This is a genomic window from Tatumella sp. JGM91 (genome assembly GCF_018257575.1).
Taxonomy (GTDB): domain Bacteria; phylum Pseudomonadota; class Gammaproteobacteria; order Enterobacterales; family Enterobacteriaceae; genus Tatumella; species Tatumella punctata.
This window is the reverse complement of sequence record NZ_JAERJP010000003.1, coordinates 108252-131198: the sequence shown is the minus strand read 5'-3', so window position 1 is coordinate 131198 and position 22947 is coordinate 108252. Positions and strand designations below refer to the sequence as shown.

At 52.2% G+C, this 22947-nt stretch carries 20 protein-coding genes, 1 tRNA gene and 1 pseudogene; 8 read left to right on the top strand and 14 right to left on the bottom strand.

Features of this window, described 5'->3' with window-relative positions:
* Nucleotides 1-111 precede the first annotated feature (111 nt).
* From yjjG to JK198_RS03365, 3 genes are read right to left on the bottom strand one after another with little or no spacing between them, the layout of a single operon-like run.
* On the bottom strand, nt 112-795 hold the full coding sequence (gene yjjG / locus JK198_RS03375) for a pyrimidine 5'-nucleotidase (protein ID WP_212707039.1): 684 nt from the start codon (nt 793-795) through the stop codon (nt 112-114).
* A gap of 27 nt (nt 796-822) precedes the next feature.
* Nucleotides 823-1263, bottom strand: a complete 441-nt coding sequence (gene rimI / locus JK198_RS03370; protein WP_212710200.1) for a ribosomal protein S18-alanine N-acetyltransferase — start codon at nt 1261-1263, stop codon at nt 823-825.
* Nucleotides 1235-1645 (bottom strand): DNA polymerase III subunit psi, encoded by a 411-nt coding sequence (locus JK198_RS03365; protein WP_212707041.1) that lies wholly within the window; start codon nt 1643-1645, stop codon nt 1235-1237. The genes rimI and JK198_RS03365 overlap by 29 nt, the downstream gene beginning before the upstream one ends.
* Before the next feature lie 105 nt (nt 1646-1750).
* Between JK198_RS03365 and rsmC the strand changes: the two genes are divergently transcribed.
* Together rsmC and JK198_RS03355 are read left to right on the top strand one after the other, a co-directional pair.
* On the top strand, nt 1751-2782 hold the full coding sequence (gene rsmC, locus JK198_RS03360) for a 16S rRNA (guanine(1207)-N(2))-methyltransferase RsmC (protein ID WP_212707042.1): 1032 nt from the start codon (nt 1751-1753) through the stop codon (nt 2780-2782).
* 167 nt (nt 2783-2949) lie between these two features.
* Nucleotides 2950-3036: transfer RNA gene (locus JK198_RS03355), tRNA-Leu, on the top strand.
* A gap of 120 nt (nt 3037-3156) precedes the next feature.
* Here JK198_RS03355 and JK198_RS03350 read toward each other — a convergent pair.
* Nucleotides 3157-3441 carry a DUF1435 domain-containing protein gene (locus tag JK198_RS03350; RefSeq protein WP_212710198.1) on the bottom strand — a complete coding sequence of 95 codons (285 nt, stop codon included), beginning with the start codon at nt 3439-3441 and terminating at the stop codon, nt 3157-3159.
* Nucleotides 3442-3629: 188 nt separating this feature from the next.
* Here JK198_RS03350 and JK198_RS03345 point away from each other — a divergent pair, with 188 nt between their 5' ends.
* Nucleotides 3630-4088, top strand: a complete 459-nt coding sequence (locus tag JK198_RS03345; RefSeq protein ID WP_212707044.1) for a YbaK/EbsC family protein — start codon at nt 3630-3632, stop codon at nt 4086-4088.
* Between the two features lie 32 nt (nt 4089-4120).
* Here JK198_RS03345 and JK198_RS03340 read toward each other — a convergent pair whose 3' ends face one another.
* The 3 genes from JK198_RS03340 to JK198_RS03330 form a co-directional block, all read right to left on the bottom strand.
* Complete coding sequence (locus tag JK198_RS03340) at nt 4121-5107, bottom strand: nucleoside hydrolase (RefSeq protein WP_212707045.1); 987 nt, start codon at nt 5105-5107, stop codon at nt 4121-4123.
* Nucleotides 5108-5152: 45 nt separating this feature from the next.
* A complete protein-coding gene (locus JK198_RS03335) occupies nt 5153-6163 on the bottom strand; it encodes a LacI family DNA-binding transcriptional regulator (RefSeq protein WP_212707046.1) in 1011 nt (336 codons plus the stop codon).
* A 70-nt stretch (nt 6164-6233) separates the two neighbouring features.
* Nucleotides 6234-7598, bottom strand: coding sequence for an MFS transporter (locus JK198_RS03330; RefSeq protein ID WP_212710196.1), 1365 nt, complete (start codon nt 7596-7598; stop codon nt 6234-6236).
* A 578-nt stretch (nt 7599-8176) separates the two neighbouring features.
* Between JK198_RS03330 and opgB the strand changes: the two genes are divergently transcribed.
* The gene (opgB, locus tag JK198_RS03325) at nt 8177-10492 is read left to right on the top strand and encodes a phosphatidylglycerol--membrane-oligosaccharide glycerophosphotransferase (RefSeq protein WP_212710195.1); all 2316 of its coding nucleotides are present in this window, start codon (nt 8177-8179) and stop codon (nt 10490-10492) included.
* Nucleotides 10493-10554: 62 nt separating this feature from the next.
* Here the strand turns inward: opgB and JK198_RS03320 are convergent, their stop codons facing one another.
* On the bottom strand, nt 10555-10971 hold the full coding sequence (locus JK198_RS03320; RefSeq protein ID WP_249213013.1) for an RcnB family protein: 417 nt from the start codon (nt 10969-10971) through the stop codon (nt 10555-10557).
* 665 nt (nt 10972-11636) lie between these two features.
* On the opposite strand from JK198_RS03320, the gene JK198_RS03315 reads away from it, so the two are divergent.
* Entirely contained in the window at nt 11637-11933 is a 297-nt protein-coding gene (locus tag JK198_RS03315; protein WP_212707049.1) for a hypothetical protein, read from the top strand.
* 340 nt (nt 11934-12273) lie between these two features.
* On the opposite strand, the gene JK198_RS03310 is transcribed toward JK198_RS03315, so the two are convergent.
* Nucleotides 12274-13575, bottom strand: coding sequence for an LLM class flavin-dependent oxidoreductase (locus tag JK198_RS03310; protein WP_212707050.1), 1302 nt, complete (start codon nt 13573-13575; stop codon nt 12274-12276).
* Between the two features lie 40 nt (nt 13576-13615).
* Nucleotides 13616-14686, bottom strand: coding sequence for an iron-containing alcohol dehydrogenase family protein (locus JK198_RS03305; RefSeq protein WP_212707051.1), 1071 nt, complete (start codon nt 14684-14686; stop codon nt 13616-13618).
* Nucleotides 14687-14937: 251 nt separating this feature from the next.
* On the opposite strand from JK198_RS03305, the gene JK198_RS03300 reads away from it, so the two are divergent.
* From JK198_RS03300 to JK198_RS03290, 3 genes are read left to right on the top strand one after another with little or no spacing between them, the layout of a single operon-like run.
* Nucleotides 14938-15480 carry a GNAT family N-acetyltransferase gene (locus JK198_RS03300; protein ID WP_212707052.1) on the top strand — a complete coding sequence of 181 codons (543 nt, stop codon included), beginning with the start codon at nt 14938-14940 and terminating at the stop codon, nt 15478-15480.
* Nucleotides 15481-15492: 12 nt separating this feature from the next.
* Nucleotides 15493-16644 carry an amidohydrolase gene (locus tag JK198_RS03295; RefSeq protein WP_212707053.1) on the top strand — a complete coding sequence of 384 codons (1152 nt, stop codon included), beginning with the start codon at nt 15493-15495 and terminating at the stop codon, nt 16642-16644.
* The gene (locus JK198_RS03290) at nt 16644-17969 is read left to right on the top strand and encodes an MmgE/PrpD family protein (protein WP_212710194.1); all 1326 of its coding nucleotides are present in this window, start codon (nt 16644-16646) and stop codon (nt 17967-17969) included. The genes JK198_RS03295 and JK198_RS03290 overlap by 1 nt, the downstream gene beginning before the upstream one ends.
* 34 nt (nt 17970-18003) lie before the next feature.
* Here the strand turns inward: JK198_RS03290 and JK198_RS03285 are convergent.
* The 4 genes and pseudogenes from JK198_RS03285 to JK198_RS03270 form a co-directional block, all read right to left on the bottom strand.
* Nucleotides 18004-20056, bottom strand: a pseudogene (locus JK198_RS03285) (molybdopterin-dependent oxidoreductase).
* A gap of 26 nt (nt 20057-20082) precedes the next feature.
* Complete coding sequence (locus JK198_RS03280) at nt 20083-20844, bottom strand: amino acid ABC transporter ATP-binding protein (protein ID WP_212707056.1); 762 nt, start codon at nt 20842-20844, stop codon at nt 20083-20085.
* Nucleotides 20837-21757 carry an amino acid ABC transporter permease gene (locus JK198_RS03275; RefSeq protein ID WP_212707057.1) on the bottom strand — a complete coding sequence of 307 codons (921 nt, stop codon included), beginning with the start codon at nt 21755-21757 and terminating at the stop codon, nt 20837-20839. Before JK198_RS03275 ends, JK198_RS03280 begins: the two co-directional genes overlap by 8 nt.
* Nucleotides 21754-22632, bottom strand: a complete 879-nt coding sequence (locus JK198_RS03270) for an ABC transporter substrate-binding protein (protein WP_343876918.1) — start codon at nt 22630-22632, stop codon at nt 21754-21756. The genes JK198_RS03275 and JK198_RS03270 overlap by 4 nt, the downstream gene beginning before the upstream one ends.
* Nucleotides 22633-22947: the final 315 nt, after the last annotated feature.

Genomic DNA, 22947 nt, shown 5'->3' with positions numbered 1-22947 from the left:
GTCATTATCTGTACTGTGATATCCGGCGGGTCAGGTTATCGGACAGCCGGCGCTGACTGAAACCAGTAATCTGCACCTGACCAGCCACTGCCGCAAAACAGTGGCTGTATGTTAGCCGGCGGCCAGAAGCGCCTGCAGCGCCGCCAGATCCCTGACCTGCCAGTCAGGCCGCAGGGTCGCAGGCAGGCTGCGGGTGCCATGATCCAGCCAGCAGGTTTTCAGACCGGCATTAATCCCTCCGAGAATATCAGACTCGGGGGTATCTCCCACCATCAGCACTCTGTCGGCGGGCGGATTTCCCAGTTGTTGCAGGGTGTAATCAAAAATAGCCCGATCAGGTTTGGCAATCCCCAGTTGTTCGGAAATGACCAGTGCATCAAAGTAATCACTGAAGCCGGTTCGCTCCAGCCTGAGTTGCTGTAACCGGGTAAAACCGTTGGTAATAATCGCCAGCCGGACTTTGCCTTTCAGGCTATCCAGCAACTGTTCTGCGCCGGGTAACGGCCTGCAGATATCGGCCATCGCCAGCAGAAAACTATCATTCAGCTGTTCCGGTCTGACATTCAGTCGTGCAGCCAGAGGGATAAAGCGCTGCACCTGTAATTGTGCCGCAGTAATTTTACCTTCCTGGTAATCAACCCATAGTGGCTTATTCAGGGCCTGATATTCAGCATAATCCTCAGCTGAAAATTCCGCACCACAGGCAGTGAACACTTGCTGTAAACCGTGAAAAGCGTCAAAAGAAAAGAGGGTTTCATCAGCATCAAAAATAATGCAATCCAGTGTATCCAGCATCGGGGCTCCGCCAGCAATAGAATCAGGTTACAGTACCAGTGCCATCAGGAGTGCATCCTCACGGCCGGTCGCTGTCGGGTAGTAACGTGGTCTGCGTGAGACCTGATTGAAGCCCAGCTGTTCATAGAGTGCTATCGCCGACAGGTTCGATTCTCTGACTTCAAGCCAGAGGGTCAGAACACCGCGGGCCGCTAACTCATTGATCAGATGTTCCAGCAATTGCCGCGCATAACCACGCCGCTGGAAGTCAGGATCAACCGCAATATTAAACAATGAAGCTTCATCCAGTACGATCTGGGTAATGGCAAAACCGGCCATTTTACCGTCAGCATCGATACGATAGTTCAGGTAGCGTTCACCCTGATTACCGGCAAAGGTTGCCGCCGACCAGGGAAAAGCATGACAGCGCTGCTCAATTGCCAGCGCCAGCACCTGGTCTTCAGGCGCGAGGGAAGAAATGACTGTCATAAGTTGTTATCTGTTGCCACAGGGTGCGTTTAGCCGCACTGTTATTAATAAGTTCACTCAGCGGGGGGGTGGCTAATTGTACCGCTGCATACTGTCGGTCCGCCGGAATCCCCAGCAGCCATACCGGGCAGTTCAATGGCTCCGGCAGCATCGATAACTGTCGTTCGCTGACCGTCACTGACTGATGTTGCCGTAGCCCCAGGCTGCGAAGCACATCCTGCAGAAAACCCGTCGCCGATGGCTGCGGGTCGGCGGTAACGATCACCAGCCGGGTATCAGGGGATAAGCGCACAGCGACTTCTCCCTGTAATGCCCTCGGGTGATGGAGCCGGTACTGGGTAATACCCATCTGCTGTAACAGCCAGTCACGCCTGTTTGCCATAAATGATGTCCGCCGGTAAGAAGATTACGCGCCTATGCTAGCAAACCCATCGTACATGCGCCAACAAACCACTATAATCACCGGGCTTAAGAATAAGGAGTTAATATGTCCGCGTATACACCGGCGAGTGAAGTCATACTGCGCCACAGTGAAGAGTTCGAAACCCGCCATGTTTTATTTGCCGGGGACCTGCAGGACGACCTGCCGTCACAGTTACTGACCGCATCCCGCAAAGTACATACCCAGCAATATCATCACTGGCAAAATCTGCACCCGCGGATGGGTGACGATGCCAGTTTCAGCCTGGTAGCTGATACCCGTATGGTCAGCGGCTGTGACACTCTGGTGTATTACTGGCCAAAAAACAAACCGGAAGCCCAGTTTCAGCTGCAAAACCTGTTATCCCTGCTACCCGTGGGCAGCGATATTTTTATCATCGGTGAAAACCGCAGCGGAGTGCGCAGCGCCGAAGCCATGCTGGCTCCCTGGGCTGCGGTCACGAAAATAGACAGCGCCCGCCGTTGCGGCTTATATCACGGTCGCCTCGAAAAACAGCCGGAATTCGATGCCGACCGTTTTATTAACCACTACCAGAGCAATGGGCTGACCATTACCACATTGCCCGGAGTATTCAGTCGTGATGGTCTGGATGCAGGCAGTGCGTTATTACTGTCCACACTCAGCGCCCATACCAAAGGCAAAGTACTGGATGTCGGCTGCGGTGCAGGCGTACTATCCGTGACCCTGGCCAAACATTCACCGAAAGCCCGTCTCTGGCTGACCGATGTTAATGCCGCAGCATTAGCGGCCAGCAAATTAACCCTGGCCGCCAATGACGTGGAAGGGGAAGTCTTTGCCAGCAACGTCTTTTCTGATGTTACCGGTCGCTTCGATATGATTATTTCGAACCCGCCGTTTCATGAAGGACTGCAAACCAGCCTTGATGCCGCAAACGCATTAATCCGGGGTGCGGCCAGGCATCTGAATACCGGTGGCGAATTACGGATCGTGGCAAATGCCTTTTTACCTTACCCTCAGGTACTGGATGAAACGTTCGGCAACCATGAAGTACTGGCCCAGACCGGCCGTTTCCGCGTTTACCGCAGTGTTTACGGGCGTGGCAGCCGGGCAAAGTAACCGCTGATTACGGTTAATGGTGCTGACGCCGGCTCACTGCCCGGCAACTTCCTGCCGGTTTTTACAGCAAATGCACCCCCGCCAACGAAATATCAGTTGACGCGGGGTGGAAAATCTCTAAAATGCGCCTCCGTGGTGACAATACAGTTTAGCTGTGTTGACGGTATGCGAAGGTGGCGGAATTGGTAGACGCGCTAGCTTCAGGTGTTAGTGTCTTAACGGACGTGAGGGTTCAAGTCCCTCTCTTCGCACCACGTTGTCTTCATATTTCTCTCCGGTGATTAATCTTCCTTAGTGCTTTGTCTCTGAATACAGTCCCCTTTAGCGGTTGTTCTGCAAGTGATGCTCCCTGAATTATTTTTTCATCATTCAGCCTATGTCAGTTGAAAATTTACCATCATGGCCGCCAGACCGCCGGATAAAACCAGGCAGGAAGGTAACAGTAAATAATGGCGTAAACGATGATGGAACAGCATCACCAGTGTAAGTAACAATGCAGCCAGCATAATCGTTCGCCATTGATCAAACCCCGGCTGCCACAGAGCAAACACCGGTAAGGCAATACAAGGCAGTAAAATTCCCCACCCGCTGTCCAGCCGTTTTCCCATCATCCAGCTGAACATCCATAACGACCCTGAAGCCAGCATTGCAACTTCCATTGAACCGCCCTCAAATGATAATGATTTTCACTATCATATGTTAACTATTGTCATTTTCCAGTTTTTTTACGCCTTCCGGATAAAAAATCCTTTTTTTTATTGTCCTCGGTCTGAATTTTTCCTGTCACCGTTTACAGTGTTAGCGGCTTATGGCAATTTTTAATACTGTAAAATTCCCGGAGAAAAACATGAGTCTGCAGTCGGTACAGGCGTTCTTTGCTGAACACGCCCCTGATATTGAGGTGATTGAAGCCACGGAAAGCACCGCAACCGTCGATATGGCAGCACAGGTTCACGGAGTCAGTGCCGGCCAGATAGCCAAAACCCTGTCGCTGAAAGTAAAACAGAATATCGTCTTAATTGTGATGCGCGGAGATGCTCGGCTGGATAATAAAAAACTGAAAGATGCGCTCGGTGCTAAAGCGCGCATGCTGAGTGTTGACGAAGTGATTAATGCCACCGGCCATCCGGTGGGGGGCGTGTGTCCTTTCGGACTGGAAAACCCATTAACTGTCTACTGTGATGTCTCGTTGCAGGCATTTGATGAAGTCATGCCTGCCGCCGGGGCCACCCACAGCGCCGTCAGAATTTCACCGCAGCGTATGGCAGAACTGACTAATGCGCGCTGGATTGATGTCTGTCAGTAACCCGTCAGCTGGCAGATAGTCCGGCAATATGATCAGCCGGTACCACGGTTTAGTGCCTGAGTCAGAAGATCCAGTAAACGCTGATTATTCACCGATGTCAGTATCGATACCGCTGCACCGGCATTCTCTGCAATCCCGACCGGGACCCTGAGCGGCGGCTGGTAACGCCAGCTCATTCCGCGGGTAATACCGGGCCGTAATTCGATACCGGCCCGAAAATCAGCAACAGTTGCCACCTGAGGGTCCAGCAGCCATGCCACCACCAGTGCATCATGGATCCAGCACCCCGGCAGCTGGCGGGTAATCATCGAATACTCAATCCACGGTGCCATCGTATCGCGAATAAATACAGCCAGAGGTGTTCCGCTCGCCGTCATCTGTATAAGATCTTCCGGTGTCAGCAGGGTATTTACAGTGACATCCATAGGGACCAGCGTCACTTTGGCCCCGCAGTTAATCACCACGGATGCCGCTTCAGGATCAAGGCCAAAATTAGTGTCCTTGATATAGTCATCCAGACAAAATACGCCGCCCATCACCACAATTTCGGCAACATCCTCAGCCAGTTGCGGATAACGGAGTAACGCTTCAGCAATATTGGTCAGGGGACCAAGTGCCAGCAGGGTAATACTGCCGGGATTTGCACAAATCAGCTCTGCCATCTGCTGTACAGCATGTCCTTCACTGTCAGACATGACGGCCGGCTGGCGGGTATTTTCCCATAAGTGCCCAAGAGACAGGCTGTTCACCCGTTCATCCAGTTGCTGTCGCCACGCTGCGGCCGGTTCATACAAGGCACAACCGGCTCCGTGATAAACAGGCACAGACAATCCGCAACGATCCAGCAAGTCCCTGACGACCCGCGCCCCTGTTTTGCAAGGCGTGTTGCCACTGACCGTAGTAATCATCTCAACCTGCAATGCCGGAGATCCCAGAGCCAGCGCCAGCGCCAGCCCGTCATCAGTATTCGCTCCGGCAATCCCATTACCGGGGTCACAATCGATAATAATACGTTTCATTTATGCTTTTTTTTATACCGGTTAACTAACAGACCAGGGTGAATTTTACAGGACACAGCCGCAGGAGCGGCCTGTTTGCAGAAAGTACTGACTCTCCGTCAGCCCTCCTCCTCCCTGCCATTCTCTGAGTATTTTTAACGCCGAACTCGCGATACTGGCTATCGGTTGCCGGACACAAGTCAGTGAAGGCTGATGATAAGCCGCCTGATCTGTACCATTAAAACAGACCAGTGCCAGATCATCCGGCACATTAATCCCCTGCTCAGCCAGAGCCCGCAGGCAGCCTATCGCCATGGGTTCATTACAGACAAACAACGCATCCGGATACTGCTTTTCTGCCAGTAACTGACGTGCGGCCAGGTAACCACCTTCACGGGTATAATCGGCAGGCACTATCCAGGAATCGTTAACCGGTAACCGGTAACTGTCCATCGCGTCCCGCCAGCCAGCCAGCCGGTCGCGGGTATTCAGCATCGACAGGGGGCCGCTGATAACACCGACCCGCTGATAGCCATGGCTCAGCAGGTGCAGGGTAACATCCTTTGCGGCGCGGCGTTCATCTACCCGTAATACAGCTATCCCCGCGGCCGGACTGACCCCATCCAGCATCACTACCGGTGTGCCATGCTGGCGAATCAGATCACTGTACGGGTGGCGGTCGACGCTGATATAAATCAGTCCGTCTGTCTGCCGGTTCAGTAAACTCAGTACCACTTCTCGCTCCTGCTGGCTGCTGTCACCTGAGTCACCGAGCAGCATCACATGACCATATTTCATCGACTCTTGTAATAACTCATGGGCCAGCGCGGCAACGAACGGATTCGCGATATTCGGTACTATCGCCCCAAAGGTCCGGGTGGTCCCTGAAGCCAGTGCCCGGGCAATCCCGTTCGGTTGATAACCGGTGTCCTTAATCGCCTGCAGTACCCGCTGTCGGGTTGCTTCAGCGACCGGACGCGGACCATCATTAACAACATAGCTGACCACCGCCACTGAGGTGCCTGCCAGGCGTGCCACCTCTTCGCGGGTAACTCTTCGGTTTGCGCGCGGTTGCATCGGTTTATTTCCTGTGGTGATTCCGGCAGCAGCTCGCCGCCGGAGATCGTTATTCCCTGAGAGAAGCGGGTTAAATGGCGTCTTCAGGTAAGTTCAAATCCCTGCCACGGGTTTCCGGTGCGATAAAAGTGGTAAAGAAACCGATGGCAGCCATCAGCGAGAAGTAGACGGCAATCGCCCACCAGTTTCCGTAATAAGATAATAATGCTGCTGCGACCAGCGGGGCGGTTCCTCCGGAGATAATCGACCCCAGCTCTTTAGCTACCGCCATTTTGCTATAGCGATGCGCCACCCCGAATAACTCTACCCCCCAGGCCGCCTGCACACCAAAAATCCCCAGTGAGGCCAGCCCCATACCGGTCACTATGGTAGCAATCACTATCCACGGCTGATGAGTGTCCAGCAGAGTAAACGCCGGCCAGGCATAAACCATCAGTAACAGACAAAATACACGATAAACGTTACGACGCCCATAACGGTCAGATAGCCAGCCCGCCAGTGGGATCACCAGAAAACCGAGCAATGAGGCAATAAAAACTGCCGTCGTCGGTACCGATTTATCCATCATCAGAACTTTAGCCACATAGCCGACCATAAACCCCTGGGCCAGATAAGAAGGGCCATTCTCGCCAATCCTCAGCCCGACCATCACCCAGAACGCCTTGCCCGGACGACAGAGAGAGCTGCTGCCGGCTTCTGCATCCTGACGCCCCTGCTGACGTTCTGCCTGCAGTTGTTTCATCCGTTTTTCAAATACCGGGGTTTCACGTACCGAACGCCGCATCCAGAGGGCCCCCAGGGCTATCACAACGCTGGACAGAAAAGGAATACGCCATCCCCAGCTTAGCAGGCTTTGGTGATCAAGCTGCACCACCAGTAACCAGACCAGAGAAGCCAGTAACGTTCCGCTGTTAGAACCCAGCGCGATTACCGATGATACCAGCCCGCGTCGTTTTACCGGGGCATATTCTCCCAGCATAACCGTGCCTCCGGATAACTCTGCTCCGGCGCCAAAACCCTGAGTAAAACGCAGTATGACCAGAAAGGCCGGAGCCCATAGACCGATGGTATGGTAGTCAGGGATCAGCCCAATCAGCGTCGTGGATAATCCCATCAGCACAATAGTTATCACCATCACATACTTACGGCCGCGCCTGTCACCGAGCCAGCCGAAAAACAGGGCACCAATCGGTCTGGCAATAAAGCCGACCGACCAGGTAGCAAAACTGGATAACAGTGCCAGCGCCGGGGTCACTTCCGGAAAGAAAACATCACCGAAAATAATCCCTGCGGCCAGCCCATATAAGGCAAAATCGGCGTATTCCATCGCGGTGCCAAGCCAGCAGGAAAAGGTGGCACGCCAGAAGTCCTGACGTTGTCCGGGGGTTTCAAACTCAGACTGAGGGTGGGTATTACCCGATTGAGGTTTTATCATGGAAAAATCACTTCCTGTAAGGGGTTTCAGGTACCGCCATTCCGTGGCGCTGAAAAGCAGGAGACACCTGCAGCAAAACAGCTGCATCTGGTGGCTGATGCATCAGAAGACATTCCCTGGTATTGGAATATTCACTTGTTAAATTTCGTCTTAACTGACTGATTTTTAATATTACAAGTGCAACTGAACTACCGGTAACAGCCGCTTCATGCAGGTATTCCCCCGCCGCAAAGTGTATCTACGCGCGTAGATAAAGCAATAAAAAAACCACATTACACAAATTGTGTTTTATAATGTCTGCCGGTAACCATAATTTACAATATACAAATTAATCAGTTAGTTACAGTCATCACTTCGCGGAAAAAGTTACCGGGCAATCATATTGTCACCGGTGATCGCATCAGAAACATATCGTAAAGATATGTCATGAATATGACAGTATTGCAGGTGATTGCACAGGGATTAACTGTCAGCTTCGCGAGCTGCTTCGCAAAATTAGCCGGTTAATACCACGGATACGGAAAACAGAGCCGTGCTGTTACGCCAGCAACTGATTTATTTTTCTGGAGAATACCCTGGTGTCAGTCATTGTCTCATGCGGGCTGTTTATCAGCTCGGTACTGTTATATGCACGTAAAGCCGGACGACATCGCCTGTGGCTTGTCATTATGCTGGCACTGCTGATCAGCTTTCTGTTGCTAAACGCAGTATTATTCGCCAGCGATTATTTCACCGGCAATGGCATTACTGACGCGGTGGTCTATACGCTGACCAGTAATCTGACCGGTGCCGGAACCGCAAAATATATGCTGCCCGCAGCCGGACTACTTACCCTGATGGTTGCATTTTTTGTCGCCCTCGGCTGGTTCCTGCGAAAAAAAGATCATCAGCACCATCTGGGCTGGACCCTTGCGGCCTGCCTGCTGGCGACCTTTTCGATTAAGACCAGCCCTGCCTACCATCAGGTAAAAGCACTGATATCTTCACATTCGGCACAGGACACCTCAGACTTTGATGATTATTTTAAAGTCCCTGCAGCGAAGATAGACAACCCCTCACTTAACCTGGTGTATATCTACGCCGAGAGTCTGGAGCGAACTTATTTCGATACACAGGCATTTCCCGGCCTGGCCCCCGACCTTGAACAACAAATGCATTCCGCGATTGATTTTACCCGTACCGAACAATTACCCGGCACCGATTACACTATTGCCGGGATGGTCGCTTCACAGTGCGGCATTCCGTTATTCGCGCCCTTTGAAGGGAATGCCGCCGCATCATTATCCAGTTTTTACCCTCAGAACCTTTGCCTCGGGGATATCCTGAAAAACTCAGGGTATCAGAACTGGTTTATCCAGGGGGCTGATCTGCGCTTTGGCGGAAAAGATGTTTTCCTGAAGTCTCATGGTTTCGATGCTCAGCACCTTCAGGGATCTGAAGAATTAGCCCCGCAGGTTGCCGACCCTCAGTACCGTAATAACTGGGGATTTTATGACGATACGGTGCTGGATAAAGTATTTGATAAATACCAGCAATTATCACAGCAAAAACAACCCTTTGCTTTATTCGCACTGACCGTAGATACCCATCATCCCGACGGTTTCATTTCTGCAACCTGCCGGAATAAAAGCTACTCTTACGAGGGGAAAAATAACCTTTCGTTCAGCGCCGTTGCCTGTTCTCAGGAACATATTGCCCGGCTTATTGACCGGATAAAAAGCTCTCCGTGGTTTAAAAATACGCTGATTGTGGTCGGTTCAGATCACCTGGCAATGAATAACACCGCGTACCGCTATCTGATCAAACATCCGCGTCACGATACCTTTTTTATCATCCGCGGCGATCAGCCACAGCCTGTGACCATTAACCGTAAACGTAATACGATGGATAATGGCGCAACCGTTCTGGATATTCTGGGTGGCGATAATTTTATCGGTCTGGGCCGCAGCAGCCTGTCAGGGACCTCGTTATCAGAAATTTTCAGCCATCTGACGGATAAAATTACCCAGTGGAAACCGGATATTATCCGCTTGTGGAATTTTCCACGGCGTATTGAGCAGTTCAGTGTCGATCAGCAAAAAAACACCCTGAGCTTTTCCGGCTCAGTCTTCCGCCTGCCGGTATTAGTGAAAGTCGATAACGATAAAGTGGAACCTATTCCGGAAGGAGTTTATGCGGAAACCTTAACCGCCCGGCTGAGAAAGTTTGCGGCCGATGACAAATTCGTCTGGATAGATAAATGTTATAAAGCCGGCCGGCTGTGGGCGCCTGAACTGGCACTGTCAGACTCACTCTGTTACACCCTCGGACAGCCCGGGGGCCAGCCAAAAATTACCCGCATAGACACTCTGAAGTATCAGGGGAATGTCGTCTTTCCTCCGGAGGTTATCTCACAGGAGAATTACCGCCAGATACAACAACGTCTGAAGATTGCGGATAATGATATTCGTTACCCGTCAGACAGTTTCCTGTTTTACCTGCCCGGAGCGCCCCGCACAGTGGAAGGCTTTAGCGGATTATCCCGTAACGAAAACTGGGGACGCTGGTCGAATGCTAATCTGGCCCCGGTAGTGACGATAACCTACAACTCGCCCCTGCCTGATAAATTTACGCTGAATATTGTCGCGAAGGCCTATGGCCCGAACATCGGTAAACCGGTTTCTGTACAGGCCGGTGATGAACAGCACTCTTTTATACCGACGGCCACACTGGCTGATTATCAGCTGCGCTTTGAACGGCAGAAAGGAAGCCGGACACTGATCATCACCCCGCCCCGGCCGACGGAAAGTATGCTGGATAATATTATTGGTCAGGACCCAAGAAAACTGGGAACGGGATTGCAGTCACTGCAAATTATCCCTGATGAAGATCAGGTTGCCGCAGCACCACACTGAGCTGGCACAGAGGACACTGACTGCAGGCCTGTACGGCCTGTCAGTATCCTCCGCAGCCGGCGTTAGCGGTAAATAATATCGCCAGAGAAAATCCGCAAAATTTTTCCATCGGCATCCGCAATCAGCACATAATCGCCACCAAAATAGGTCCAGTGGCTGTCAGCTGCAGGTGCCGGTATCTTTCTTAGCTGCCATTTGCTGATATTGTAGTTCTGTGTGCGGTACAGCGGAGGAATAATATCCCCGATCTTGTAATGGCGGAAATCACCAAATACTGAACTTCTCTCCAGCGGATCAGCAAATTTCTTCACCGGAGCTTCCGTCTGCACCGGCGCTTCGACGGGAGCCGCTGCCGGTTCATTGGCTGCAACCGTCGTCACAGGTGCCTGAGATGTTTCCTTCGGCGCCGTCTGACACCCGCTTAATAAACTCACTGACATCAGGATGGCTGATGAGGCCAAAACTAACGGCTTACGCATAATTACTCCCTAACAAAGATTCCCCGTCACCGACAGGACAGGAAAAAATAATTGTGCTGCGATTGAGCACTGTTTTATCAGCCAGTCAGCAGAACAGCATCAATATACCTTTTCTGCTACTGGTCTGTGAAAGCATTTCCCGAAGGACGATTAATCCTGCCTTCGCGATGGAAAATACACCATACTGCCCCTGAATTACAGAGCAGTAACCGGAAACAGAGTTCTCTGTGGCTGGCAGAGCAGGCGCTGTGGGCCGGTCACTGAGCTATTTACGCCTTTCAGCCAGCTTGCGATAGTGACTGCCTGTATAAAATAGCATAACTGATCATGCATCACTTGCTTAATAATTACGGACAGTTTTACTTTAGCGTAAAAAATTATTACCCTGTCAGAGTCAGTTATAATTCTTCCGTTAATATTTACACTGATAAAAAACTTAAATGAATTATTCTCACCACTCTGCACCCTTACCACTTTTTAATGTGACTCAAATCACAAACACCTTACAGGCTCATTAATGGTTCCATTACTAATGTGTATATTCTTGCCCGTGCCCCGGCAGAATTATTTATTTTTACTTTAAGTCAGAAATAAAATCGTCAGATTAATGGCCGGAACACTGAAGGGAAATCATGTCACTTACGATATAAACAGGGAGTCAGAAAATGAAAGAACTGAGCGTGATTGAAACTGCGAACGTCTCCGGTGCCGGAGGAATTGTCGATGGTGATATGACCGGCGCATTCTGGGGTTCTATCCTTGGTGCGATTGACGGTTTTGGTACCGGTGCAGCAGTGGGTGGTAAATACGGTGGTGCCGGCGGCTGGATCGTTGGCGGTATCGCACAGCTGGTTGGACTGACAGCCTCTGCCGTGGGTGCCGGTATCGGTGGTTATATGTATGGTGGGTTATTGGGCTACGAAAAAGCACAGGCTTATATTGAAACCTATAGAAGAATGTAATCACTGACCATCGTGTTTAAAAGAGAGTAATTATTTTTACTCTCTTTTAAATTATGCATACTAAAAAAACCGTCAATAACACCTCAGAGTAAACATCAAATAAAATATCAAAACCAGTGCCGGGCACGCATAAAAATATTATTTACCTTACACGCAATCCCCGGGGTATCATTTATTTATGACTTAAATGAAATATATTAAGGATATTGTTATAGAATATATAATATTCTTAAAAATACCCGCTATTAACATCATTCTGGTCGGTCAGCAGCAGTGGCAAGGTAATGGCTGCTGACAGGGCGTGGCTCTCAGACCACCACGCCCCTGTGAACACTCGCTCTTAAACTACCGGTAATCCGAGGTTTTCACGCAGGGTGGCAAACTCATAATCTTCATGGAATAAACCACGGCGACGCAGTTCCGGGATCACCAGCTCGATAAACAGGTCCAGCTGCTCAGGCATAATGGCCGGCATAACATTAAAGCCATCTGCCCCGCCCTGCTCCAGCCACCGCTGGAAGTCATCGGCAATATCTTCTGCCGTTCCGACAATCACCCGATGCCCGCGCGATCCGGCAGCAATGGCCGCCAGCTCACGCAGAGTCAGATTTTCGCGTTTCGCCATATCGGTCATCAGTCTGACGCGGCTCTGATTACCCTCTCCCAGCGGAACCTCTGGTACCGGCCCGTCCAGCGGGTAATCCGACAGGTCGATCCCGAAACGCAGTGAAAGCTGACGTAACCCGTTATCAATATCCACCAGGGTATTCAGTTCTTTCCACAGGGCTTTCGCCTGTTCACGGGTACGGCCAACAATTGGCATCACCCCTGGCATAATCACCACATGATCGGGATTACGTCCGGCGGCAATGACCTGATCTTTCTGAGAGCGATAAAAAGTCTGCGCTTCTTCCAGGCTGGCTGCCGCAGTAAATACAACCTCGGCTGTTTCCGCGGCCAGTTTCTGACCATCTGCCGATGATCCGGCTTCGATAATCACCGGACGCCCCTGAGGAGAACGGGTAATATTTAAAGGACCCTGTACCTGGAAATGTTCGCCCTGATGGTTAATCGGCTGGATCTTATCATCCACAAAATAACGGCCGCTGACCGGATCCGGTTGTACAGCACCCTCTTCCCAGCCCGCCCATAATTTATCAGCAACTTCCAGGAATTCACGGGCACGGCCATAACGTTCCGCATGGTTTGGCATATCTTCCCGGCTGAAGTTACGCGCGACATCCGCAGAGAAAGATGTCACCACATTCCATGCGGCGCGGCCACGACTGATATGGTCCAGAGAAGAAAAACTACGGGCCAGAGTAAAGGGATCACTGAATGTTGTGGATGCTGTCGCCGCCAGGCCAATACGCCGGGTATTTACCGCCAGCGCAGATAACATCGTCAGGGGTTCAAGACGCGCCATGGTTGATGGTAAACGGTACATACTGGTTGCCAGCGCATCACCGACAAAAAACAGATCAAAAGTGCCGGCTTCCGCTTTTTTAGCCAGGCTGATTAACCAGTCAATGTCCGTCGGTGAGCCGAGGTTTTCGGTCAATCGCCAGCCACTGACATGATGTCCCACCGGCTGGACAAAAAGGCCAAGACGGAGGCGACGCTGATTCTTTGAACTGTCCATTTATTATTCCTGTTTGTTGCAAAATCACCGTACAACGGTGTTAAAAAAGAGTATCGGCAAGGGTAAATGCTTTTTCCAGTGCGGCAGGCGAAATATCGAACGGCAGCATTGCCGCACTCTGTGGCGGGAAGCGAACCGCACCGGCAATCGCCCGTATGACCTCAGCCCGTTCACCAGCCAGATTAGGTAATCTGAGAGGTGAATCATAACGTTGTAATAATGCCAGCAGCCCGCTATCGGCTTTGCCGTTATTTTCCATCAGAGATTGTATCAGCAGGCAGAATCCGACTTTTTCCCCGTGCAGCCAGTGGTGCAGTTCAGGCTGATGGGTAAGCCGGTTGTGAATCGCATGGGCAAAGCCCGGAGTCGCCAGGGTATCGCGGACACTGTTAGACAATCCGGCAAACACAATATTTGCTTCAATCACTTTAATCAGTGCCGGGGTGACTTTACCGGCCTGATTATCTGCAATTGCCTGGTCAGCATATTCCGTGAAAATATCCAGTGCCTGTCGGGCCGGCAGCATTTTTAATTGCAAAGATAAATTATCAGGGTTATTACGCTGATAGGGACGAAATTCAAACAGCTTCGCCAGTGCATCCACCATCCCTGCTTTCAGATAACGCACATCAGAGCGGGCAATAACCTCGCTGTCTACCAGTACCATTTCCGGCATGGCCGGTAACAGCTGGCTGCGCAGGTGTCCGCCCTGTGCATCATAAATAATACTGACCGGCGACCATGCGGCACAGGTCGCTGCCAGGGTTGGCATATTTACCACCTTCACCGCCGGTAGTTGCGCTCCGGCAGCTTTAGCCGCATCCATCACCCGTCCGCCGCCAATCGCCAGTAACAGCCCGGCCCCCTGAGCAACGATATTTTGTTGCAGGGTCTCTATTGCCTGCTGTGTACACTCACCCGCCAGGTATTCCAGCTGCCAGCGAATACCATGCTGCTCAAGACTCTGGCTAAGCTGTGGATTCACCGCCTGCCAGGCGGTCGGAGAGGTAAAGATACGAATATCCGCAGCAAAAGGCTGCAAATAACTTCCGGTCCGGGCACACAGGCCGGGCTGTTGAAAATAGCCATTCGGAGACTTGATCGCTAGCACAAAATCACCCTGATCAATAAAATGCAGACCATAATAATATGATGGTTAATACGCTGAAATATCCCTGACAGGGACCGAGCGGAGATGCAATATATACTACGACAACTGACTTTTTACGCAATGAAAAGCCGTTACCTGAAGCTGCCAAATTGGAATTAGCATATATTTTTTTTATATATAGACGGTTATTACTTTACTGATAATCTTTATCCGGCACACTTTATTATTATTTCACAACGCCGGAAAATATCATGAGCCTTACTTTCCGTCAGGTCAGAGACGATGAGGTGGATAACTATCTGACACTGGTACTGGCGGCATATGCCCCGACAAAATCCATGGGTATTCATTTTGATGCCGCCACTACCACCCGCGAAAAAGCCCTGCTGCATCTGAAAAATCATGGCGTTTACGGCCTGTATAATCAGGATACGATGGTCGCTTCCGTCACCATCCGTTATCCATGGGGTCCTTTGCCGGGCCCTTTTGGCTTGCCTCATATTGGCTGGTTCGCCGCACATCCTGATTACCCCGGACAACAATATGGCCGCAAAATACAGCAGTTACTGGAGCAGGAGATACTGATCGGCCAATTGCGGGCTCCGGCCGTTTCATTAGGAACAGCAATCAATCATCCGTGGCTGAAAGAGATGTATCAGAAACGCGGTTTTGTGCCAATACACACTGCCGATTTAGGCAAAGGCCATATCACGCTCTATATGAAAAAAATCCTTGATGAGACGGCCCATCAACGCTGGCTGGCACGTCAGTCACCTGCTGAAGGCAACCAATAACAGGAAAAAAATATGACAGAGATCACTGATACTCCTTTTGCTGAACGTCTTATTGCTTTTCGCCATGAATTGCATCGTTTTCCTGAACTTTCTCACCAGGAATTTGAAACCACCGCACGCATCAGAGCCCAGCTGGAGCAATACCAGATCCGTATTCTGGATTTACCACTGAATACCGGGCTGGTTGCCGAAGTCGGCCAGCCGGACGGTCCGTTGGTGGTATTGCGATCTGATATTGATGCACTGCCTATCGAAGAACAGTCGGGGGTAGAGTATCGCTCACAGAACCCGGGGGTGATGCATGCCTGTGGCCACGATTTTCACAGTACTGCAGCGCTGGGAGCGGCAATACTGTTAAAAAATAATGAATCACATCTTAAAGGACGGGTCAGAATCCTGTTTCAGGCCGCCGAAGAAACCGGCCTCGGCGCGCCGGATGTGATTAACACAGGGGCACTGAAACAGGCATTTGCAATTTTTGGCCTGCATAATGATCCGACCCTGCCAGCAGGCGTGATTGGCAGTAAAGCAGGAGCGCTGACCGCCTCAGTGGATCGTTTCAGTATCACCATTAAAGGTACCGGCAGCCATGCAGCCCGCCCCCACGAAGGTAATGACCCGATAATCATCGCCGGTCAGCTGGTCGGGGCCCTGCAGACACTGATCAGCCGGAACGCACCTTCAGCAGATAACGCTGTCGTTTCAATTACCCAGATACACAGCGGCAGCACCTGGAATGTGATCCCTGATAATGCCTGGCTGGAAGGAACCGTCCGTACCTTCTCACCGGCAACACGCCAGCTCATCGAAAACCGTTTCCGCACTCTGCTCGCCGGGTTTGGTCATGCTTTTGACGCCGACATTACCCTCGACTGGCAGGCCGGTCCGCCTTCGGTCATAAATGATGCCCGCTGGGCTGATTTTGCGCTGCAACAGGCTTCAGACAGTGGTTTTGAGGCAAGGGTCGTCGAAGCCAGCCCGATAGGTGAAGACTTTGCTTTTTACCAGCAACAGCTGCCCGGAGCATTTGTCATGGTCGGTACCGGACAGCAATATGCTCTGCATCATCCGGCATTTCGGATTAACGATGATGTACTGCTGCCAACCTCCCGTTATCTGGCCAGCCTGGCAGAAAATGCCCTGAAACAGCAGGAAACGGCCTGATGGACGTCACCCGACAACTGGCCGATTTGATAGTAAACAGCCAGCCCGATGAGCAGGCGCGGCAGAATGCCCGCCGCGGAGTGGCTGATTTTATCGCTGTCAGCTGGCCATTATTACGCCATCAGGTGCCAGACTCCGGCCTGCCGGTCCTGAAACAGTTGTTCCCGGAACAGACCATCGCCCACCGCGCCTTATTGCTCGGATATGCCGGTCATGCGCTGGATTTTGATGATTTCCATGCGGATTTTCGCGGGCATCCGACCACAGTGATCCTGCCAGCATTACTGGCATGGTGCAGTTTTCATCCCTGTGATGATATCGGACATTTTCTGGATGCTTATATCATCGGTACAGAAACCGCAGGGCGGATCGGCCTGGCAGCAACACAACAACATTACACCCGCGGTTACCATAATACGGCGACGCTGGGTACTCTCGCTGCCGCTGCGGCACTGGCGCGGCTGACCCGTGCCAGTGTGTCTGAAACGGCTGTTTTGCTGGGTATGGCCGCCACCCAGGCCAGTGGTTTAAGAGCTCAGTTTGGTTCAGCGGTTAAACCCCTGCATGCCGGGTTGGCCGCAGAGCGGGCAGTACAGGCCGTCCGGCTGGCTCTGGCTGGATTTTCCGGACAACCACAAGGCGTTATCGAGGCTTTTCTGGCCGCCAGCAACGATGGCCCGTCAGCCACCGAAAAACTGACCGCACACTGGGGGACACCGTGGCGAATCACAGAGCCAGGACTGGAGTTTAAACCCTTCGCCACCTGTAGCGGTACACACAGCGCCGCCGAAGCCACCCGCCTGCTGCGCCGTCGATGGCAGGCAGAACATGGTGCTGTCGACGGGCTGCTGAACGCGATTGACCATATACAGGTTTCTTTCCCTCCGGGGGGCGACATTGCTGCATCGGTACGCCATCCGCAAACAGGGATCGAAGCCCGTTTCAGCCTCGAATATGTTATCGCCGCGATGTTGCTGTATGACGATTTGCGGATGGCCGACTTTGCTGAAGGTCCGGTAAACCCGGAGATTATGCCATTAGCCAGTAAAGTCAGCCGTGTTGCCGATGAACATGCGCCTGCAGATGCCCTGAATCCGGCACTGCGTTTCCATGAAGTCAGCCTGTTGCTGCGTGATGGCCGCCGGCTCAGTCAGCGCAGAACCCGGCAACAGTCACTGGCCGCCCCGGTGGATGTGCGGGAAAAGCTTCTGCGTGCCCTGCAGCCGGAACAGAAACAACTCCGCGAAAGGCTGGCCGGCGATTGCCAGCTGACAGACAGCGGGCAACTGCAACGACTGACTGAAGCCCTGTTTTCAGCGACCTAAACCGCGATCGCCTGAGTTAATACTCAGGCGCCTGTCAGGCATCCGCTTCCGGCGGAATAAACGCCTGTACTGGCGGTAAATCACCCCTGAATTTCTTTATTTTCACCACGGTGATTTGCCCGGTGCAGCCCTGTGCCAGCGAAGATGTTCCGGCATCCCGGGTCAGTACATTCGGGTTACCATGCCGGCACAGCGGCCTTTCTGCCAGAGGATCTTCAGGATCATACCAGGCACCGGTCGGCAGTTGTATCACCCCCTGACGGATCTGACGGCTGAGACTGACGCTGGCCAGCGCCCTGCCCCGATCATTGTACAGCTCAATAATATCGCCCTCACCAATACCGGCAGCCTGTGCATCCTCCGGATGCAGGCAACACACCTCACGATCCTGCCGTTTACTGCGCTGGCTGTAATTGCCAAAATCCAGCTGGCTATGTAACCGGGTGGCTGGCTGATTAGCAATCAGCCAGTATGACTCTCCCGCCACAGCCTGTTCTGTCGGAGGTAGCCATACCGGATGGCCCGGGCAATCTGCATAGCCGAAACCGGCAATCGTTTCCGAGAAGATCTCGATTCTGCCACTCGGGGTCGGTAACGGTGATCGCCGGGGATCCTGACGAAATGCTTTCATCATCAGGCCACTTTCCGTGTGCTGAGGCAGCTGCAGCACTCCCTGACGGCGGAATGTGTCGTAATCCGGCAGACTAGCCTGTAACTCAGCCAGCTTCCCCTGTAACTGCCGGTACATGGACAATCAGTGTATCCGGCTGACAAAATGCACGCCGTAACCGTGCCAAATCCTGATGATGGTGGAAAGGATTGCCGCCCGCCCAGTACACCAGCCGGATATGCGGATACCTCAGGCGGCGGCCATTGTAATCAAAATGCTCTCCCGGCTGCAGCAGCATATCGGCAATTTTTGCCACCGGGATAAAACGGTCAATACCGTTACGTCCCTGGGGCAACGAAGGAAAACTGACGCGGTTAAACAATTTACCATAGTGCCCGAGCGCCCCCAGTGCATAAGTAAATCCGCCGCCCGGTAATCCGGGTTGCCCCAGCGCCGCCGCCAGCACCAATGCGAGCCAGACAGGTTGTTCTCCGTGTTCAGAACGCTGCAAGGCATGAGCCACAGTCACCAGCACCCGCCGGTGAGGTAACGCCTCCGCCAGGGTCCTGATTTGTGCGGCACTGACACCACAGATCTCTGCCGCCCAGCAGGCATCACGTACCACGCCATCTTCATCGCCACGGAGATAGGCAACCATCTGTGGCCAGCCAGTACAGTAGCTGGCCAGAAAATCTTCATCCGTCAGTTGTCGTTCAATCAATACCGACAGTAAACCAAGGATAAAAGCCGCATCAGTACCGGGAATAATCGACAGCCACTCACCGGCCGCTTCAGCCGGTAAATCACTGGCCAGCGGGCTGACGGAAATAAAACGCGTCCCCCGGGCAGCCGCCTGCTGCATAAAACTACGTTCCGTGTGTTCACTGATACCGCCGCTGGCAACCTGTGAATTTTTCAGAGCCAGGCCGCCGAAAGCCAGCACAATATCGCTGTTTGCCGAAATTTCCTGCCAGCTGACACCCCGGCGGGCAATTTCATCCATCGGCCCGACAATATGGGGCAACAAAACGGCAGCAGATCCGGAACTGTAACTGTTTACCGAACGGACATAACCGCCGAGCGTCGTATTCAGAAAACGATGCACCTGGCTCTGGGCATGGTGAAAACGACCGGCACTCGACCAGCCGTAAGAGCCGCCGAATACTGCCTCCGGCCCGTATGCTGAATTTACCCGCCGCAGTTCACCACTGACCAGTGCAATCGCCTCTGGCCAGCTGACGGGCAGATATTCATCATTCCCCCGTCGGGTATCTGCCCCCGGCCCTTGCTCCAGCCAGCCGCGGCGTATCATCGGCCGGGTGACACGCACCGGATGAGTTAACGCATTGGTAAAATTGCCCAGTAACGGGCTGGGATCGGGATCACCGGCAAACGGGGTTATACTGACGTTGTCTTGCTGAAGTTCTGCCTGAAAAGCACCCCAGTGGGCACTGTGCATTTTTTGGGATGAGGACATTATTCCGCCACTAAAAAAAACGGTGCTTAAAGCACCGTTGCAACAAACTCACGTACCCGTCCGTTTTGCGGATCATCCAGTACCTGCTGAACAGGCCCGGCTGCCACAATATTGCCTGATTCCATAAACACAATGTTATCAGCAACCTCACGGGCAAATCCGATTTCATGGGTCACGATAACCATAGTGATCCCTGAATGGGCCAGTTGTTTAATCACCTGTAAAACTTCACCTACCAGCTCAGGATCCAGCGCCGAAGTGGGTTCGTCAAACAGCATAACCCCGGGATTCATCGCCAGTGCTCTGGCAATCGCTACCCGCTGTTGCTGCCCGCCGGACAGGTTTTGCGGCCACTCGTTTTCACGACCAGCCAGCCCTACCTGTTTCAGCAGTTCCCGTGCACGGGTAATACTTTCCTGACGGCCCTGTTTTCTGACCCGCATCGGTGCATCAATGATGTTTTGCAATACCGTCCGGTGAGGGAACAGATTAAACTGCTGGAACACCATCCCGATATCACGTCGTTGTCTGGCGACCTCACGGCTCCCCAATTCATACAATGCATGACCTTTCTGATGGTATCCCACCAGCTCATCGCCCACACGGATAGTACCGCCATCCAGTTTTTCCAGATGATTAATGCACCGCAGCAGTGTCGACTTACCTGACCCGGAAGGACCAAGGATCACTGTCACTGACCCGGCCGGAATATCCAGGTCCACCTGATCCAGAATAGTATTTCCGGAGAAACGTTTGGTGACTTTACGTAAATAAATCGCTTCAGCCATGGGACTCTCCTGCAGATCCTTTACCCGTCAGACGTGATAATACCCTGAACAGCGCTGGCGGCTCACGCCGTCCCACCCCGCGGGAAAAATAACGTTCAACATAGTACTGACCAACAGATAACACAGAAGTCATCAGTAAGTACCACAGCGTTGCGACCAGCAATAGCGGGATGACTTCATAGGTCCGCTGATAAATAATCTGAGCAGAAAATAGTACATCCTGCAGAGAAATCACCGATACCACAGCCGTAGTTTTCAGCTGACCAATTACTTCATTACCGGCCGGAGGCAGAATAGCGCGCATCGCCTGTGGCAGCACCGTATAACGAAAGATTTGTGCCGGACGATAGCCCAGTGCACGTGCGGCTTCAATTTGCCCGTTACTGACACTCTGGATCCCCGCACGTACAATCTCAGCTGCATAGGCGGACTGATGCATCACCAGCGCAATCACTGCAGCGGTGAACGGACTGATCAGGGTGTTGGACTGTACGCTCCACAGTTCGCCCACTCCCGGCAGGGAAAACGACAGTGTCGGATACAGGGCTGCAATGTTATACCAGAGGAATAACTGAACCAGCATCGGCACCCCGCGGAAAAACCAGGTATAAGCCCAGCTCACCGTCGACAACACGGGATTAGACGATAAACGCATCAGTGCCAGCAGAGTACCGAAGAAGAAGCCCAGCACCACTGAAATCACCGTCAGATGCAGGGTCATTAACACCCCCTGCAAAATCGATGCTTCAGTGAAGTTATCGGCGATTACCTGCCATTCAAAGCGCGGGTTATTAACCATTGACTGGACAATACCCGCCACACATAGCAACACCACCAGTGCACTCAGCCAGCGGCCATAATAACGTTTACCGACAATTCTCAATTCATCTGTCGGTGCAGTGACGGGTTTCATTTAAAGATCTCGTCATTACGAAGTGACTGTTTCACTGCACCAAAGCCAATCCCCCAGTGGTCGAGGATTTTCTGGTAAGAACCATCTTTGATCAGGGAGTTAAGCGCTGCCTGTACCGCAGGCTCTAAAGGTGAGTCTTTCGGGAATGCGACCGATACCGGCGCATCATTTACCGTCAGTACGCCACTGATGGTCGCCGGTTTAATTTGTTTCACCTGCCAGATCAGACCTTCATACGGGCCAAGGAACATTGGCACCCGCCCGCTGACTACCGCCTGTACACCTGCCGGGCGATCAGGGAATACGGCGACCTGAATCGGTTTTTTACCCGCGGCCTGACAGGCTTTACTGGCGTCTTCCAGTCGCGTTACCTGGGTCGTTCCGGCGCCGGCTCCGACCTGACTGCCACACAGGGCATCAAATGAGGTAAACGGGGTAATACCGGAAGACTTGAGAGAAATAACGCCTAATTTACTGGCATCATAATAGCTGACAAAATCGACCAGTTTCAGTCGTATTTTTGTCGCATTGATATTTGATAAGGCGACATCATAACGACCGGTTTTCAGCCCCGGGATAATGTTGTCGAATCCGCCACTGTCACGCCACTGTACTTTAATACCAAGGCGCTCACCGACGGCATTCATCACGTCGATTTCACGGCCAGCCAGTGTTTTATTATCCGTTTCAAAAAAAGTGGTTGGCGGCGTATTAGGGTTGGTTGCCGCCACAATATAACCACGCTTCGCAATATCTGCCGGTAACAGTTTACTGAGCGCCGGATCAGCCTGTACCTGTAATGAACTATGAGTAGGGACAGACAGATCGGCGGCACTGACACTGGTGACACTCAGTGCTGAAACAACCAAAGCTATGCCTTTTAAAAATACGTTCACCGGAATTGTTCTCCTGGTTAGCTGCAAAAATTTCCCGAACGGGAATAAAAGAAAAACGCCAGGCACCAGGCTTCGCGTTAGATAACATGGGTTATATACCCTGTGTAGCTTTAAAAACTCACAAGGTTGTGATCAGGATCATTGTCATTTAATACCCATTGAATCGCAAATTCCAAAAATGGCTATTCTAATTCCATTAGATAATAAGCAGCAACCATCACCTGCCGAGGCGGCTCCGCAGGGGAACGGCCACGCAACCGACAGAAAAAACTACCGCGGGCATCGGGCCCGCGG

Excerpts from the sequence above, each read along its gene's own strand:
- yjjG (WP_212707039.1), bottom strand. The coding sequence starts at position 795 with ATGCTGGATACACTGGATTGCATTATTTTTGATGCTGATGAAACCCTC.
- rimI (WP_212710200.1), bottom strand. The coding sequence starts at position 1,263 with ATGACAGTCATTTCTTCCCTCGCGCCTGAAGACCAGGTGCTGGCGCTG.
- JK198_RS03365 (WP_212707041.1), bottom strand. The coding sequence starts at position 1,645 with ATGGCAAACAGGCGTGACTGGCTGTTACAGCAGATGGGTATTACCCAG.
- rsmC (WP_212707042.1), top strand. The coding sequence starts at position 1,751 with ATGTCCGCGTATACACCGGCGAGTGAAGTCATACTGCGCCACAGTGAA.
- JK198_RS03350 (WP_212710198.1), bottom strand. The coding sequence starts at position 3,441 with ATGGAAGTTGCAATGCTGGCTTCAGGGTCGTTATGGATGTTCAGCTGG.
- JK198_RS03345 (WP_212707044.1), top strand. The coding sequence starts at position 3,630 with ATGAGTCTGCAGTCGGTACAGGCGTTCTTTGCTGAACACGCCCCTGAT.
- JK198_RS03340 (WP_212707045.1), bottom strand. The coding sequence starts at position 5,107 with ATGAAACGTATTATTATCGATTGTGACCCCGGTAATGGGATTGCCGGA.
- JK198_RS03335 (WP_212707046.1), bottom strand. The coding sequence starts at position 6,163 with ATGCAACCGCGCGCAAACCGAAGAGTTACCCGCGAAGAGGTGGCACGC.
- JK198_RS03330 (WP_212710196.1), bottom strand. The coding sequence starts at position 7,598 with ATGATAAAACCTCAATCGGGTAATACCCACCCTCAGTCTGAGTTTGAA.
- JK198_RS03320 (WP_249213013.1), bottom strand. The coding sequence starts at position 10,971 with ATGCGTAAGCCGTTAGTTTTGGCCTCATCAGCCATCCTGATGTCAGTG.
- JK198_RS03315 (WP_212707049.1), top strand. The coding sequence starts at position 11,637 with ATGAAAGAACTGAGCGTGATTGAAACTGCGAACGTCTCCGGTGCCGGA.
- JK198_RS03310 (WP_212707050.1), bottom strand. The coding sequence starts at position 13,575 with ATGGACAGTTCAAAGAATCAGCGTCGCCTCCGTCTTGGCCTTTTTGTC.
- JK198_RS03300 (WP_212707052.1), top strand. The coding sequence starts at position 14,938 with ATGAGCCTTACTTTCCGTCAGGTCAGAGACGATGAGGTGGATAACTAT.
- JK198_RS03295 (WP_212707053.1), top strand. The coding sequence starts at position 15,493 with ATGACAGAGATCACTGATACTCCTTTTGCTGAACGTCTTATTGCTTTT.
- JK198_RS03290 (WP_212710194.1), top strand. The coding sequence starts at position 16,644 with ATGGACGTCACCCGACAACTGGCCGATTTGATAGTAAACAGCCAGCCC.
- JK198_RS03280 (WP_212707056.1), bottom strand. The coding sequence starts at position 20,844 with ATGGCTGAAGCGATTTATTTACGTAAAGTCACCAAACGTTTCTCCGGA.
- JK198_RS03275 (WP_212707057.1), bottom strand. The coding sequence starts at position 21,757 with ATGAAACCCGTCACTGCACCGACAGATGAATTGAGAATTGTCGGTAAA.